This is a genomic window from Kitasatospora purpeofusca, assembly GCF_036010405.1.
Taxonomy (GTDB): Bacteria; Actinomycetota; Actinomycetes; order Streptomycetales; family Streptomycetaceae; genus Kitasatospora; species Kitasatospora purpeofusca.
On record NZ_CP108561.1, the window covers coordinates 5,746,109 to 5,758,976 of the forward strand.

Genomic DNA, 12,868 nt, shown 5'->3' on the forward strand with positions numbered 1-12,868 from the left:
GCCTCAGGCCGCGGCGACGCCCTGCACCGGACGCCGCTGCGGCGGGACGACCTCGCCGATCGCCTCGCCGACCAGTGCGACGAGTTCGGCGAGCCGCTCCAGGTCGAGGTGGTCGGGCAGGTCGGAGAGGGAGACGATCCGCTCGCCGTCCGGCCCGGCCACGCAGAAGAGGTCGATCGGGCCCAGGTGCTTCTCGGCGGTGTCGACCAGCGCGGCGACATCGCTGGGGCGGCGGACGTCGCCGCACACCCCGACGACCGGGCAGCCCGGCCGGTCGAGTTCGGTGGCGAGGTCCTCGGCGACCCCGCTCCGCTGGTCGGCGATCAGCATCCCGGCGGCTCCCGCCGCGGTGAAGCGGCGGGCGAGGCCCGCCCCCGACCCGCCGTCGAGTACCGCGATCACGATGACCGCACCGGTGACCCGCATGGCCCTGCTCCTCCCTGTGGGCGGCTCCGCACCGGCGCCCACGGACATCTTGCGGAGGATCGTAGGCACGACCTGATCCTCCGCAACAGCAATTACCCCTCAGGTGACCAGACTCACGCCTGCTTCGGCCCACCGTCACCGGAACGATGACCGGAGCGATCGGCGGGCCCGGGGACGGCGGTGCGAACGGCGGCGGGACCGGCTGCGGGAACGGCGGCGCCCACGGTGCGGTGCCGGGGGCGCGCCCGGGATACCGTCGACCCATGCCAGCTCAGCCCGCTCCCGACCGTCCGCCCCTGTTCACCTGGGAGTTCGCCGCCGACCCGTACCCGGCGTACGCGTGGCTGCGCGAGCACCGGCCGGTGCACCGGACCACCCTGCCCAGCGGGGTGGACGCCTGGCTGGTCACCCGGTACGCGGACGCCCGCCAGGCGCTCGCGGACAGCCGGCTCTCCAAGAACCCGGCGCACCACAGCGAGCAGGCCCACCGCACCGGCCGGGTCGGCATCCCGGGCGAGCGCCAGGCCGACCTGATGACGCACCTGCTGAACATCGACCCGCCGGACCACACCCGGCTGCGCCGCCTGGTGTCGAAGGCCTTCACCCCGCGCCGGGTGGCCGCCTTCGAGCCCCGGGTGCAGCAGCTGACCGACCGGCTGATCGACGGCTTCGCGGCGCGCGGATCGGCCGACCTCATCCACGAGTTCGCCTTCCCGCTCCCCATCTACGCGATCTGCGACCTGCTCGGGGTGCCGGCCGAGGACCAGGACGACTTCCGGGACTGGGCCGGGATGATGATCCGGCACGGCGGTGGGCAACGCGGAGGTGTGGGGCGGGCGGTGAAGCGGATGCGGGCCTACCTCGCGGAGCTGATCCACCGCAAGCGCGCGGACCCCGGGGACGACCTGATCTCGGGGCTGATCCGGGCCAGCGACCACGGGGAGCACCTCAGCGAGAACGAGGCCGCGGCGATGGCCTTCATCCTGCTCTTCGCGGGCTTCGAGACGACGGTGAACCTGATCGGCAACGGCGTCTACGCGCTGCTGCGCAACCCGGGGCAGCGGGCCCTGCTCCAGGAGTCGATCGGGCGCGGCGAGAGCGCGCTGCTGGAGACCGGGATCGAGGAACTCCTCCGCTACGACGGTCCGGTGGAGATGGCCACCTGGCGGTTCGCGACGAGTCCGCTGACCATCGGCGGGGTGGGGATCCCGGTCGGCGACCCGGTGCTGGTGGTGCTCGCGGCGGCGGACCGGGACCCGGCGCGGTTCGCGGACGAGAACACCCTCGACCTGGCCCGGGCGGACAACCCGCACCTGGGCTTCGGGCACGGCATCCACTACTGCATCGGCGCCCCGCTGGCGCGCCTGGAGGGGCGGGCCGCGCTGACCACCCTGCTGTCCCGGCTGCCGGACCTCCGGCTCGCCGCAGATCCGGAGGAACTGCGCTGGCGCGGTGGTCTGATCATGCGCGGACTTCGTGAACTTCCGGTGGAATTCGCGCCGGAAGCGACATCGGTGACAACCTCCGCCGACCCCTCGGCAGTTCACTGAGGGGGACTCACGACACGCTGACGCGGAGTCTCCACGGCTCGAATCGGACCGGCGTGAATCTCCATCAACCCGGACATACCTCTTCGGTTGGTAGGCAATCCATCACCTGACGTGATTTCCGTGTGATAGCGGCGATATGAGCTTGTGATTGCTCTGAAGATCTGTCTACTCTCCGGGGAGCCCGCGGAAGCGGGTCCCGTGCGCGGAACGCCGAGTCCTGCCCGCCGCGTCACCGGAAACCGACCAGAACCCTGGGCAGGGGCGGGGGAACCAGGTCTTTGCGCCGTCCCCACGGCTTGGGGTGAAGCCGCCTCCGCGCGGCCGGGCCACCTCCCGGTCCGAACCCGACAGCTCACCTCGCAGGCGTACGGAGAGGGACTTCCTCATGCTGTTCGTCGGAACCGGCCGTCATCGTCGCCGCACCCAGACCGAGAAGGCCATCGCCGTCGCCGGTGTCGCCGGCGTCGGACTGGCGATGCCCATCCTCACCGCCACCGGCGCCTCGGCCGCCCCGGCCTCGACCTGGGACGCGGTCGCCCAGTGCGAGAGCGGCGGCAACTGGGGCATCAACACCGGCAACGGCTTCTACGGCGGCCTGCAGTTCACCTCCAGTACCTGGAAGGCGTTCGGCGGCACCTCCTACGCGCCGCAGGCCAACCAGGCCTCGAAGGCGGCGCAGATCACCGTCGCCGAGAAGGTGCTGGCCTCGCAGGGCCCGGGCGCCTGGCCGGTGTGCTCCAAGAAGGCGGGTCTGAGCAAGGGCGGTGCCCCGGCGGCGGTCGACACCTCGACGGACGCCGCCCCGGCCGCCCCGAAGCCGCAGGCCCCGCAGGCGCAGATCGAGCAGCAGGCCCCGAAGGCCGCGCCGAAGCACGCCGCCCCCAAGTCGCAGGCCCAGCAGGCTCCGCAGACCCAGCAGTACGCGCCGAAGCACGCCGCCCAGCCGGCGCCGCAGGTCCAGCAGCAGGCGCAGCAGACGCGGCAGGCCCCGCAGGCGCAGGCCGGCCAGGGCTACACCGTCCGCGACGGCGACACGCTCGCCGGGATCGCGACCGCGAAGGGTGTCCAGGGCGGTTGGCAGGCCCTGTACGACGGCAACCGCGGCACCGTCGGCGGCGACCCGGACCTGATCGTCCCCGGCCAGGTCCTCGCCCTCGGCTGACGCTCGCGCCCACCCGGCTCGTCCCACCGCCTGCCCGCCTGCCTGCCCGCCTGCCCGCCTGCCTGCCCGTCACCGGACAGGTGGACAGGCGGCCGGGCGGGCAGGCGCGTCGGCTCCGGCCTGTCCCGCCCGTTCCGCCCCCTCGTTCCGCCCCCTCGGTCCGCCCCGGGGCGTCCGAGGCCGGGCAACCAGGTGAACTACCGGTGGGTAGCACGGCCACACGCTGAGACGGAGCCGAGGTCGACGTGGCCCGGACAGCCGGTGCGGTTAGGCTCTGGTCGTAACGACTCCGCAATCGTCCGGCCGACGGCACCCCACCGTCAGCCGGTACCTGCTTCCGCTAGGAGATGCCTCGTGCCGTCCATCGATGTCGTCGTAGCCCGTGAGATTCTCGACTCGCGCGGCAACCCCACGGTCGAGGTCGAGGTCGGCCTCGACGACGGCAGCACCGGCCGTGCCGCTGTCCCGTCGGGTGCCTCCACCGGTGCCTTCGAGGCCCTGGAGCTCCGCGACGGCGACAAGAACCGCTACTTCGGCAAGGGCGTGGAGAAGGCCGTCCTGGCCGTCATCGAGCAGATCGGCCCGGAGCTGGTCGGCTACGACGCCACCGAGCAGCGCCTGATCGACCAGGCCATGCTCGACCTGGACGCCACCCCGGACAAGTCCTCGCTCGGCGCCAACGCCATCCTGGGCGTCTCGCTGGCCGTCGCGCACGCCGCCTCCGAGGCCAGCGACCTGCCGCTGTTCCGCTACCTGGGCGGCCCGAACGCGCACGTCCTGCCGGTCCCGATGATGAACATCCTCAACGGCGGCTCGCACGCGGACTCCAACGTCGACATCCAGGAGTTCATGATCGCTCCGATCGGCGCGGAGTCCTTCTCCGAGGCCGTCCGCTGGGGCGTCGAGGTCTACCACACGCTCAAGGGCGTGCTGAAGGAGCGCGGCCTCTCCACCGGCCTGGGCGACGAGGGCGGCTTCGCCCCGAACCTGGACTCCAACCGCGAGGCCCTCGACCTCATCGTCGAGGCCATCCAGAAGGCCGGCTACGTGCCGGGCAAGGACATCGCGCTGGCCCTGGACGTCGCCGCCTCCGAGTTCTACGAGGACGACGCCTACCAGTTCGAGGGCAAGGGCCTGACCTCCGCCGAGCTCATCGAGTACTACGCCGGCCTGGTCGCCGCCTACCCGCTGGTCTCGATCGAGGACCCGCTGGACGAGTCGGACTGGGACGGCTGGAAGGCCATGACCGAGAAGCTGGGCGACAAGGTCCAGCTGGTCGGCGACGACCTGTTCGTCACCAACCCGGCCCGCCTGGCCCGCGGCATCGAGACCGGCACCGCCAATGCGCTGCTGGTGAAGGTCAACCAGATCGGTTCGCTGACCGAGACCCTGGACGCCGTCGAGCTGGCCCAGCGCAACGGCTACCGCTGCATGATGTCCCATCGCTCCGGCGAGACCGAGGACGTCACCATCGCCGACCTGGCCGTCGCCACCAACTGCGGCCAGATCAAGACCGGTGCCCCGGCCCGCTCCGAGCGCGTCGCCAAGTACAACCAGCTGCTGCGCATCGAGGAGATCCTCGACGACGCCGCCGAGTACGCCGGCCGCGGCGCCTTCCCGCGGTTCAAGCACGAGGGCTGACCCGCCCGGCCGCCCGAGTGGCGCACGCCTGACCGGTGCCCCGCCGTTCACCCCGTAGGGTGGACGGCGGGGCACCGTCGCGACCAGGAGGGGACACCGGAGATGGCAGGCTGGAGGATCCCGGGCTTGGCGGCCCGGCCTCGGTTCACGAGCCGGGCGACCGTCCTGGTCCTCGTGCTCTGCTCGCTGGTGGCGATCCTGGCCTACCCGACCCGGCAGTTCATCTCGCAGCGCTCCGAGATCACGGCGCAGCGGGCCCGTGCCGAGCACGCCCGGCAGCAGGTCGAGCAACTGCGCCGGGAGAAGGCCCGCTGGCAGGACCCGGAGTACGTCAAGGCGCAGGCCAGGAGCCGGCTGCACTACGCGATGCCGGGGGAGACCCCGTACATCGCGGTGGACCCGGCCGCCCAGGACCAGGCGAAGTCCTCGTTGGGCGCGCCGCCGCCCGCGCAGGGCCCGGCCGCCGGGGCGGTCAAGGCCGCCAGACCCTGGTACGCCAGTGTCTGGGACTCCGTGGACGCCGCTGCCGCCGCTCCCGCGACCCCCGCTGCCCCGGCGCAGCCCGCCCCTTCCTCACCACCCGCCCCCGTCCCCGCTGGAGACAGCCCCTCCCATGACCACTGAGAACCACCCCACCGTCTCCGACCAGGACGTCGCGGCCATCGCCGCGCAGCTCGGCCGGGTCCCGCGCGGTCTGCGCGGCGTCGCTCACCGCTGCCCGTGCGGCAACCCGGACGTCGTGGAGACGGCCCCCCGACTGCCGGACGGCACGCCGTTCCCGACGCTGTACTACCTGACCTGCCCCAAGGCCGCCTCGCTGATCGGCACCCTCGAGGCGGACGGCGTGATGAAGGAGCAGAGCGCCCGGCTCGCCGAGGACCCGGAGCTGGCCTCGGACTACCGGAAGGCGCACGAGGACTACATCGCCCGCCGGGACGCCATCGAGGTGCTGGAGGGCTTCCCGAGCGCCGGCGGCATGCCGGACCGGGTCAAGTGCCTGCACGTGCTGGTCGGCCACTCGCTGGCGGCCGGCGAGGGCGTCAACCCGCTGGGCGACGAGGCGATCGGGATGCTGGAGGACTGGTGGGCCAAGGGCCCGTGCGTGTCCCCGGCTGAGGTCGAGGCGGCCGGCGGGCGGGTGCTCCGCAACCGGGCCAAGGCGCAGGACCACGAGGCCGTGATCGCGGCCAAGGAGCAGAAGACCGCCGACCGTGCCGCCAAGCGCGCGGCGCAGGAGGCGGACGGGGCGGACGAGGCAGGGGAGGCCGGGGCATGAGCACGACCAGGGTGGCCGCGATCGACTGCGGGACCAATTCGATCCGGTTGCTGGTCGCCGATCTCGACCCGGAGACCGGGGAGATCACCGACCTGGACCGGCGGATGATCATCAACCGGCTGGGCCAGGGCGTCGACCGCACCGGCCGGCTGCACCCGGACGCGCTGGAGCGCACCTTCGCGGCCTGCCGGGAGTACGCCGGGGTGATCTCCGGCTTCGGCGTCGGCCCGGAGCGGATCCGCTTCGTCGCCACCAGCGCCTCCCGGGACGCCGAGAACAGCGCCGAGTACATCGACGGCGTGCGGGCGGCCCTGGGGGTCGAGCCCGAGGTGGTCAGCGGCGAGGAGGAGGCGCACCTCTCCTTCGTGGGCGCCACCAAGGAGCTCACCGGCGGCACCTTCGCCACCCCGTACCTGGTCTTCGACCTGGGCGGCGGCTCGACCGAGTTCGTGCTCGGGGCCGAGGACGTCGAGGCGGCCCGCTCGGTGGACATCGGCTGCGTCCGGCTGACCGAGCGGCACTTCGGCGGCGCCGAGCTGCCCTCGGACGAGCAGATCGCCGAGGCGCGGGCGCATGTGCGGGCGGAGCTGGACCGGGCCGAGGAGGCCGTCCCGCTGACCGGCGCGGCGACCCTGGTCGGCCTGGCCGGGACGGTCACCACCATCTCGGCGATCGCCCAGGACCTGCCCCGGTACGACTCGGAGGCGATCCACCACTCGCGGATCTCCCGCGAGCGGGTCGCCGAGATCGCGGACCGGCTGCTGCGCGCCACCCACGCGGAGCGGGCGGCGATCCCGTCGATGCACCCGGGCCGGGTGGACGTGATCGCGGCCGGCGCGCTGGAGCTGCTGGAGATCATGGCGCGGACGGGCGCCGCCGAGGTGGTCGTCAGCGAGCACGACATCCTCGACGGCATCGCCTGGAGTATCGCCCGCTGACCAGGCACGAGGCTTACCGTTCCGGCCCCGGAGGCCCCTTGGGGGTCCCGGGGCCGGGGCGCGCCCGGGGCCGTGCGAAAAACTTCGTGAATTTCTTCACATGGGGATCCGCCCGTTCGCCGCGCTGGACGGTCCGGTCCGTCCGATATGTGGGACCGAAGGCTCGCTCGGCGTGATAACCGCTGGATCGTAGGTTCTGACCCGTCAGGGGTTTGAAAATCGAAATCCCGTGTGGGAACCAGGCCCCGTCATGGATCGTTGCTGCTCAGCGGGGCCGTCGTCACGGGCGCGCCCACCGGGGGGCCGGGATGGCCGCGAAGTGTCGGCCGGGGGGTCGAAACAGGGGCGCGAAGTGTAGCAGAGGGGGTCCGTCCGCTTGTGAGCGGGCTCACGAAGGCTGCTCCGAACGGTGCTGGATACTTTCGGATATGAGCACCACGGAGCGTCCTCGCATCCTCATTGTCGGCGGTGGTTACGTCGGCCTGTATGCCGCGATGCGCATCCTCAAGAAGATGCGCTACGGCGAAGCGACCGTCACGGTCGTGGACCCGCGGTCGTACATGACGTACCTGCCCTTCCTCCCCGAGGCGGCCGGCGGCAACGTCGCGCCCCGCAACCTCGTCGCGCCCCTGCGCACCGCGCTGAAGAACGCGGAGGTGCTCACCGGTGCGGTCACCGGTGTGGACCACGAGCGCAAGATCGCGACCATCCAGCCGTCGGCCGGCGACTCGTACGAGCTGCCCTTCGACTACCTCGTCGTCGCGACCGGGTCGGTCTCCCGCACCTTCCCGATCCCGGGTCTGGCCGAGCACGGCATCGGCATGAAGACCGTGGAGGAGGCCATCGCCCTCCGCAACCACGTCATGGCGCAGCTGGACAAGGCCGAGTCCACCACGGACGAGGCCATCCGCCGCAAGGCGCTGACCTTCGTGATCATCGGCGGCGGCTTCGCCGGCGTCGAGACGATCGCCGAGATCGAGGACATGGCGCGCGACGCCGCCAAGATCTACAAGACGGTCAGCCGCGACGACATGCGCTTCATCGTGGTCGAGGCCGCCAACCGGATCCTCCCGGAGATGGGCCCGGACCTCGGTCTGTGGACCAAGGAGAAGCTCGAAGAGCGCAACATCGAGGTCTACATCGAGACCTCGATGGACTCCTGCGTCGACGGCCACGTCGTGCTGAAGAACGGCATGGAGACGGACGCCTCCACCATCGTGTGGACGGCCGGCGTGAAGCCGAACCCGGTGCTGGCCCAGTTCGGCCTGCCGCTGGGCCCGCGCGGCCACGTCGACACCGCGCCGACCCTCCAGGTCCAGGGCTTCGACTACGTCTGGGCCGCCGGCGACAACGCCCAGGTGCCGGACCTCGCCGCGGGCGAGGGCGCCTGGTGCCCGCCGAACGCGCAGCACGCCGTGCGCCAGGCCGCCGTCCTCGGCGACAACGTGATCTCCGGCATGCGGGGCTTCCCGCAGCAGCAGTACAAGCACAAGAACCTGGGCGCGGTCGCCGGCCTCGGCCTGCACAAGGGTGTCGCGATCCTCTTCGGCAAGTACAAGCTGAAGGGCCGTCCGGCCTGGTGGTTCCACCGCCTGTACCACGGCGCCATGGTCCCCACCGTCAACCGCAAGGTCCGCGTCTTCACCGACTGGACCCTCGCCGTCTTCCTGAAGCGCGAGATGGTCGGCCTCTCCCAGATGGAGAACCCGTACCAGCCGATCCAGGAGGTCACGGCGCCCACCAAGCGCCCCGCCGTCGAGGCCGCGAAGCCGGCCGCCGACAAGGAGCTGGCCACCAGCAAGTAGCGACTACTGATCCCGGTGTGGGAGCACCGGGTATGAGTCGGAGGCCCTCCGCCCGGCAGCGTTGCCGGACCACGACCTCCGTGGTGCTCAGCCGGCTGTAAGAGTCGGGCGGAGTACAGAAGCAGCACGAAGGCCCCTGCCGAACCCTTGGGTTCTAGGAGTCGTTGCAACACCCCAGCTCAGGGGATGCGATGGACTTCGAGATCCGCAAGGACCGGAAGCCTCAGGGGACCAGGAAACTGACCGCTGAGCGGGAGGCATACTTCCGGCTCATGCAGCAGGGCTACAGCAGTACGGAAGCCTGCCGGATCGTCGGCGTCAACGTCCGGACCGGCAAGAAGTGGCGTAATGGCCATCACTCGCCCGGTGGGCAGAGGAAGGCGGTACCTCCCATCCATGTGGAGGTGCCGCCTTCCGGTCCGTCCCGGTACCTGCGCGAGGCCGACCGCATCCACATAGCAGACCGGCTGCGGGAGAAGGTCGCCATCCGCAAGATCGCCGCCGAGCTCGGTCGCAGCCCCTCCACGATCAGCCGCGAGATCGCGCGCAACCGCCACCCGGTCAACGGCCAATACCGGCCGCACGCCGCACAGGCCCGGGCCGATGCCCGCCGGCCCCGACCCAAGCCCGGCAAGATCGGCCAGAACCCCGAACTGCGGGACTTCATTCAGCATCATCTGGGCAGGAAGTGGAGTCCGGAGCAGATCTGCCAGGCTCTGCGTGCACAGTTTCCCGATCGACCGGAGATGCACGTGGTCCACGAGACGGTCTACCAGGCCCTCTACGTCCAAGGCCGCGGCGAACTGCGCCGGGAACTGGCCGCCGCCCTGCGGACCGGACGCGCCCGGCGCAAGTCGCACCGCCAAGCGGCCTGCCGCCAGCCGCGGTTCGTCACCCCGATGGTCATGATCAGCGAGCGCCCCGCCGAGGTCGAGGACCGGGCGGTGCCCGGCCACTGGGAGGGCGACCTGATCATCGGCAAGGACGGCGGATCCGCGATCGGCACCCTGGTCGAGCGCGCGACCCGCTATGTGATGCTCCTGCACCTGGCCGAGGGCCGAACCGCCGAGCAGGTCCGCGACGCCCTGGTGACCATCGTCCAGACCCTGCCCGGCCACCTGGTGCGCTCGCTGACCTGGGACCAGGGCTCCGAGATGGCCGCCCACGGCTCGTTCACCCTGGCCACCGACATCCCGGTCTACTTCTGCGATCCCGCCAGTCCCTGGCAGCGCGGTTCGAACGAGAACACGAACGGCCTGCTGCGGCAGTACTTCCCCAAGGGCACCGACCTGTCCGCCCACAGCCCCGAACAGCTGGCCGCCGTCGCCGCCGAACTCAACGGCCGCCCACGCAAAACGCTCGGCTGGGAAACCCCAGCCGAGCGCCTGCATAAACTGCTCGCGGCCTAGACAACCGACCACGTGTTGCAACGACCCCTAGAAACCGCCACCCGGCAGGGGCCTTCGTGCTGTGTGTGCGGGGTCAGTCGGTCTTGATGCTGTCCAGGATGTCCAGCCCGGCGGCCCGGCGGGCCGGCCAGAAGGCGGCCACCACACCGACCAGGCCGGCCAGGGCCAGGAAGAGCAGCAGCTGGCCGAACGGGAGCACCGTGGTCATGGTGGGCAGGGCGGACTTGAGGGTGCCGTTGATCGCCCAGGCCGTGAAGCAGCCGAGCAGGACACCGATGCCGGCGCCGAACACCGAGATCACCACCGACTCCAGCCGGACCATCCGCTTGATGCCGCGCCGGTCCAGGCCGATCGCCCGCAGCATGCCGATCTCGCGCTTGCGCTCGAAGACCGACATCGCCAGCGTGTTGATCACGCCGAGGACCGCGACCACCACTGACATCGCCAGCAGCCCGTACATCATGTTCAGCGCGAAGGTGATGTTCTGGCTGAAGCCGTCCCGGACGTCCTGGCGCGACTTGACCTCGATCACCGGGTTGGCGCCGGTGGAGTCCTTCAGCGCCTTCCGCAGCGCCTCGGTCTCCCCGTCGGTGCCCTTCACCAGGACGCTGTCCAGCGAGGGCTGGGGGTCGTGCTTGAGGATCTCGCTGTTGGCCAGCATGGCCCCGCCGAGCAGGTCGTTCGTCTCGTAGACGCCGCCGACGGTCAGGGTGCCCTTGGCGTCGCCGGGGTAGCCCATCTCGACGGTGGAGCCGGTGCCGACCCCGAGCTTCTTGGCGAGGTCGTCGCCGAGCAGCAGCTTGCCCTGGCCGAACGAGGCCGCGGAACCGCTCTTCATCTTCACCGTGAGCAGCTTGTCCAGGCTGTCCGCGTTCAGGCCGGTGATCTTGTCGGACTTGCCGTTGAGGTCCCACCTGACCTCGGTCAGCGGCGAGGAGGCGGCCACCCCGGCGGCCTTCGCGACCTCGGCCGGGATCTTGTCGGACAGGCTCATCCCGTTCGCCGCGGAGATCAGGTAGTCGGCCTTCATCGAGCTGGTGATGGCGCGGTCCACGGTGCCAGAGACCGAGGCGCCGATCACCGTCAGACCGCTGACCAGGGTGAGGCCGATGGTGATCGCGGCGGCGGTGGCGGCGGTGCGGCGCGGGTTGCGCACCGCGTTCTGCCGGGCCAGCTTGCCGGGCATGCCGAACAGCTTGCCGAGGGCCGGTCCGACCAGGGCGATCACCGGGCGGGAGAGCAGCGGCAGCAGGACGAAGACGCCCAGGACGGCGAGCACGGCGCCCAGCGCGACCGGCATCCGGCCGTCCGAGTTGCCCTTCGAGGCGCCGAAGGCGACCAGGGCGATGCCGGCGCCGGCCACCAGCGAGCCGAGCACGTTCCGGACCACCAGGGACTTCTGGGTGGCGGGCTGGTCACCACTGCTCATCGCGGCGACCGGGGCGATCCGGGCGGCGCGGACGGCGGGCAGCAGCGCGGAGAGCACCGTCACCAGGACGCCGACCACCAGGGTGACCACCACGGTCAGCGGCTTCACCACCAGCGGGCCGGTCGGGAGGCTGTCGTTCAGCGAGGCGATCAGGGACTGCAGGCCCGCGCCGATGCCGAGGCCGGCGACCAGGCCGGCCGTGGCCGCGACGGTGCCGATGGCGAACGCCTCGATCAGCACCGAGCGGGTCACCTGCTTGCGGCTGGCGCCGATCGCCCGGAGCAGGGCCAGCTCCTTGGTGCGCTGGGCGACCAGCATGGTGAAGGTGTTGGCGATGATGAAGATGCCGACGAAGAGCGAGATGCCGGCGAACGCGAGCAGCATCGTGCGCACGCTCTCGGTTTCGGCGGTGATCATCCGCTCTTCCTCGGCCTTGAGATCGGCCCCGGTGCGGGTCTCGATCTGCTTCTCCGGCCGGATCTTCTGGTTCACCTCGGCGAGCAGCGCGTCCTGGCCGGTGCCGGGCTTGGCGGCGAGCACGATGCTGCTGTAGCGGCCGGGCTCCAGCAGGATCTGCTGCGCGGTCGCGCGGTCGAACAGGGTGAGCGTGCCGCCGCTGTTCACCCTCGGGTCGTCGGTGGTGAAGACACCGGTGAGCTTCGCCTCCAGGACCGGGCCGTTGGAGCCGATCCGGACGGTGTCGCCGACCTTGTAGCCGCCCTTCTCGGCGGTCTTCCGGTCGAGGGCGATCTCCTTGCCGTTCTTCGGCCCCTGGCCCTCGACCATCGGGTAGCGGGCGTCCTTGCCGTCCGGGCCGGGTGCGAAGTTGGTGCCCGCGGCCGTCCAGGACTGGCCGATCAGCTCGCCCTTCTTGTCCGCGACACCGGTGAAGCCGCTGACCACCCCGCGGGCACCGGCGGTGCCGGGCAGAGCGGCGAGCTGCTGGACGGTGGCGTCGGTCAGGGTGACCGCGCTCTTGTCGCTCTTCTCCTGGAGGGACGCGGTGGCACCGGCGGAGTAGTCGACGATCTGGACCGACACGTCGGAGTAGCTCTTGGAGTTGCTCTCCCGCATGGCCTTGCCGAAGGTGTCGGAGAAGACCATGGTGCCGGCCACGAAGGCGGTGCCCAGCATGACGGCCAGCGCCGTCATCAGCAGTCGGCCCTTGTGGGCCAGCACATTGCGCAGTGCGGTGCGATACATGGGGTTTCCTGGGTCCTGGGGTCTGCGGA

The 12,868-nt window shown here is 71.2% G+C and carries 10 protein-coding genes and 1 riboswitch; of the genes, 8 read left to right on the top strand and 2 right to left on the bottom strand.

The features are described 5' to 3' along the window. Positions 1 to 3: 3 nt before the first annotated feature. Positions 4 to 426: an SDR family NAD(P)-dependent oxidoreductase gene (locus tag OG715_RS25285; protein WP_266271209.1), complete on the bottom strand. Its 423-nt coding sequence runs from the start codon at positions 424 to 426 to the stop codon at positions 4 to 6. Between the two features lie 263 nt (positions 427 to 689). Between OG715_RS25285 and OG715_RS25290 the strand changes: the two genes are divergently transcribed. The 8 genes from OG715_RS25290 to OG715_RS25325 all read left to right on the top strand — a co-directional run bounded on the left by OG715_RS25290 (position 690) and on the right by OG715_RS25325 (position 10,207). Further along, on the top strand, positions 690 to 1,976 hold the full coding sequence (locus OG715_RS25290; protein ID WP_266271210.1) for a cytochrome P450 family protein: 1,287 nt from the start codon (positions 690 to 692) through the stop codon (positions 1,974 to 1,976). 231 nt (positions 1,977 to 2,207) lie between these two features. Beyond that, positions 2,208 to 2,356, top strand: a riboswitch (cyclic di-AMP (ydaO/yuaA leader). A gap of 5 nt (positions 2,357 to 2,361) precedes the next feature. Continuing rightward, a complete protein-coding gene (locus tag OG715_RS25295) occupies positions 2,362 to 3,138 on the top strand; it encodes a LysM peptidoglycan-binding domain-containing protein (protein WP_323182161.1) in 777 nt (258 codons plus the stop codon). Between the two features lie 354 nt (positions 3,139 to 3,492). Further along, positions 3,493 to 4,779, top strand: a complete 1,287-nt coding sequence (gene eno / locus OG715_RS25300; RefSeq protein WP_030398007.1) for a phosphopyruvate hydratase — start codon at positions 3,493 to 3,495, stop codon at positions 4,777 to 4,779. A gap of 126 nt (positions 4,780 to 4,905) precedes the next feature. Beyond that, entirely contained in the window at positions 4,906 to 5,403 is a 498-nt protein-coding gene (locus OG715_RS25305) for an FtsB family cell division protein (protein WP_266271211.1), read from the top strand. Next, the gene (locus tag OG715_RS25310; protein WP_407661017.1) at positions 5,393 to 6,055 is read left to right on the top strand and encodes a DUF501 domain-containing protein; all 663 of its coding nucleotides are present in this window, start codon (positions 5,393 to 5,395) and stop codon (positions 6,053 to 6,055) included. The genes OG715_RS25305 and OG715_RS25310 overlap by 11 nt, the downstream gene beginning before the upstream one ends. After that, on the top strand, positions 6,052 to 6,993 hold the full coding sequence (locus tag OG715_RS25315) for a Ppx/GppA phosphatase family protein (RefSeq protein WP_266271212.1): 942 nt from the start codon (positions 6,052 to 6,054) through the stop codon (positions 6,991 to 6,993). Before OG715_RS25310 ends, OG715_RS25315 begins: the two co-directional genes overlap by 4 nt. A gap of 428 nt (positions 6,994 to 7,421) precedes the next feature. Further along, positions 7,422 to 8,798, top strand: coding sequence for an NAD(P)/FAD-dependent oxidoreductase (locus tag OG715_RS25320; RefSeq protein WP_266271213.1), 1,377 nt, complete (start codon positions 7,422 to 7,424; stop codon positions 8,796 to 8,798). A 191-nt stretch (positions 8,799 to 8,989) separates the two neighbouring features. Beyond that, positions 8,990 to 10,207, top strand: coding sequence for an IS30 family transposase (locus tag OG715_RS25325; protein ID WP_266271214.1), 1,218 nt, complete (start codon positions 8,990 to 8,992; stop codon positions 10,205 to 10,207). Between the two features lie 73 nt (positions 10,208 to 10,280). Here the strand turns inward: OG715_RS25325 and OG715_RS25330 are convergent, their stop codons facing one another. After that, complete coding sequence (locus OG715_RS25330; RefSeq protein ID WP_266271215.1) at positions 10,281 to 12,839, bottom strand: ABC transporter permease; 2,559 nt, start codon at positions 12,837 to 12,839, stop codon at positions 10,281 to 10,283. Between the last annotated feature and the right edge of the window lie 29 nt (positions 12,840 to 12,868).

What these genes read in the sequence shown, in the direction of transcription:
- OG715_RS25330 (WP_266271215.1), bottom strand. Translation starts at nt 12,839, where the DNA reads ATGTATCGCACCGCACTGCGCAATGTGCTGGCCCACAAGGGCCGACTG.
- OG715_RS25320 (WP_266271213.1), top strand. Translation starts at nt 7,422, where the DNA reads ATGAGCACCACGGAGCGTCCTCGCATCCTCATTGTCGGCGGTGGTTAC.
- OG715_RS25290 (WP_266271210.1), top strand. Translation starts at nt 690, where the DNA reads ATGCCAGCTCAGCCCGCTCCCGACCGTCCGCCCCTGTTCACCTGGGAG.
- OG715_RS25310 (WP_407661017.1), top strand. Translation starts at nt 5,393, where the DNA reads ATGACCACTGAGAACCACCCCACCGTCTCCGACCAGGACGTCGCGGCC.
- OG715_RS25325 (WP_266271214.1), top strand. Translation starts at nt 8,990, where the DNA reads ATGGACTTCGAGATCCGCAAGGACCGGAAGCCTCAGGGGACCAGGAAA.
- OG715_RS25285 (WP_266271209.1), bottom strand. Translation starts at nt 426, where the DNA reads ATGCGGGTCACCGGTGCGGTCATCGTGATCGCGGTACTCGACGGCGGG.
- OG715_RS25295 (WP_323182161.1), top strand. Translation starts at nt 2,362, where the DNA reads ATGCTGTTCGTCGGAACCGGCCGTCATCGTCGCCGCACCCAGACCGAG.
- OG715_RS25315 (WP_266271212.1), top strand. Translation starts at nt 6,052, where the DNA reads ATGAGCACGACCAGGGTGGCCGCGATCGACTGCGGGACCAATTCGATC.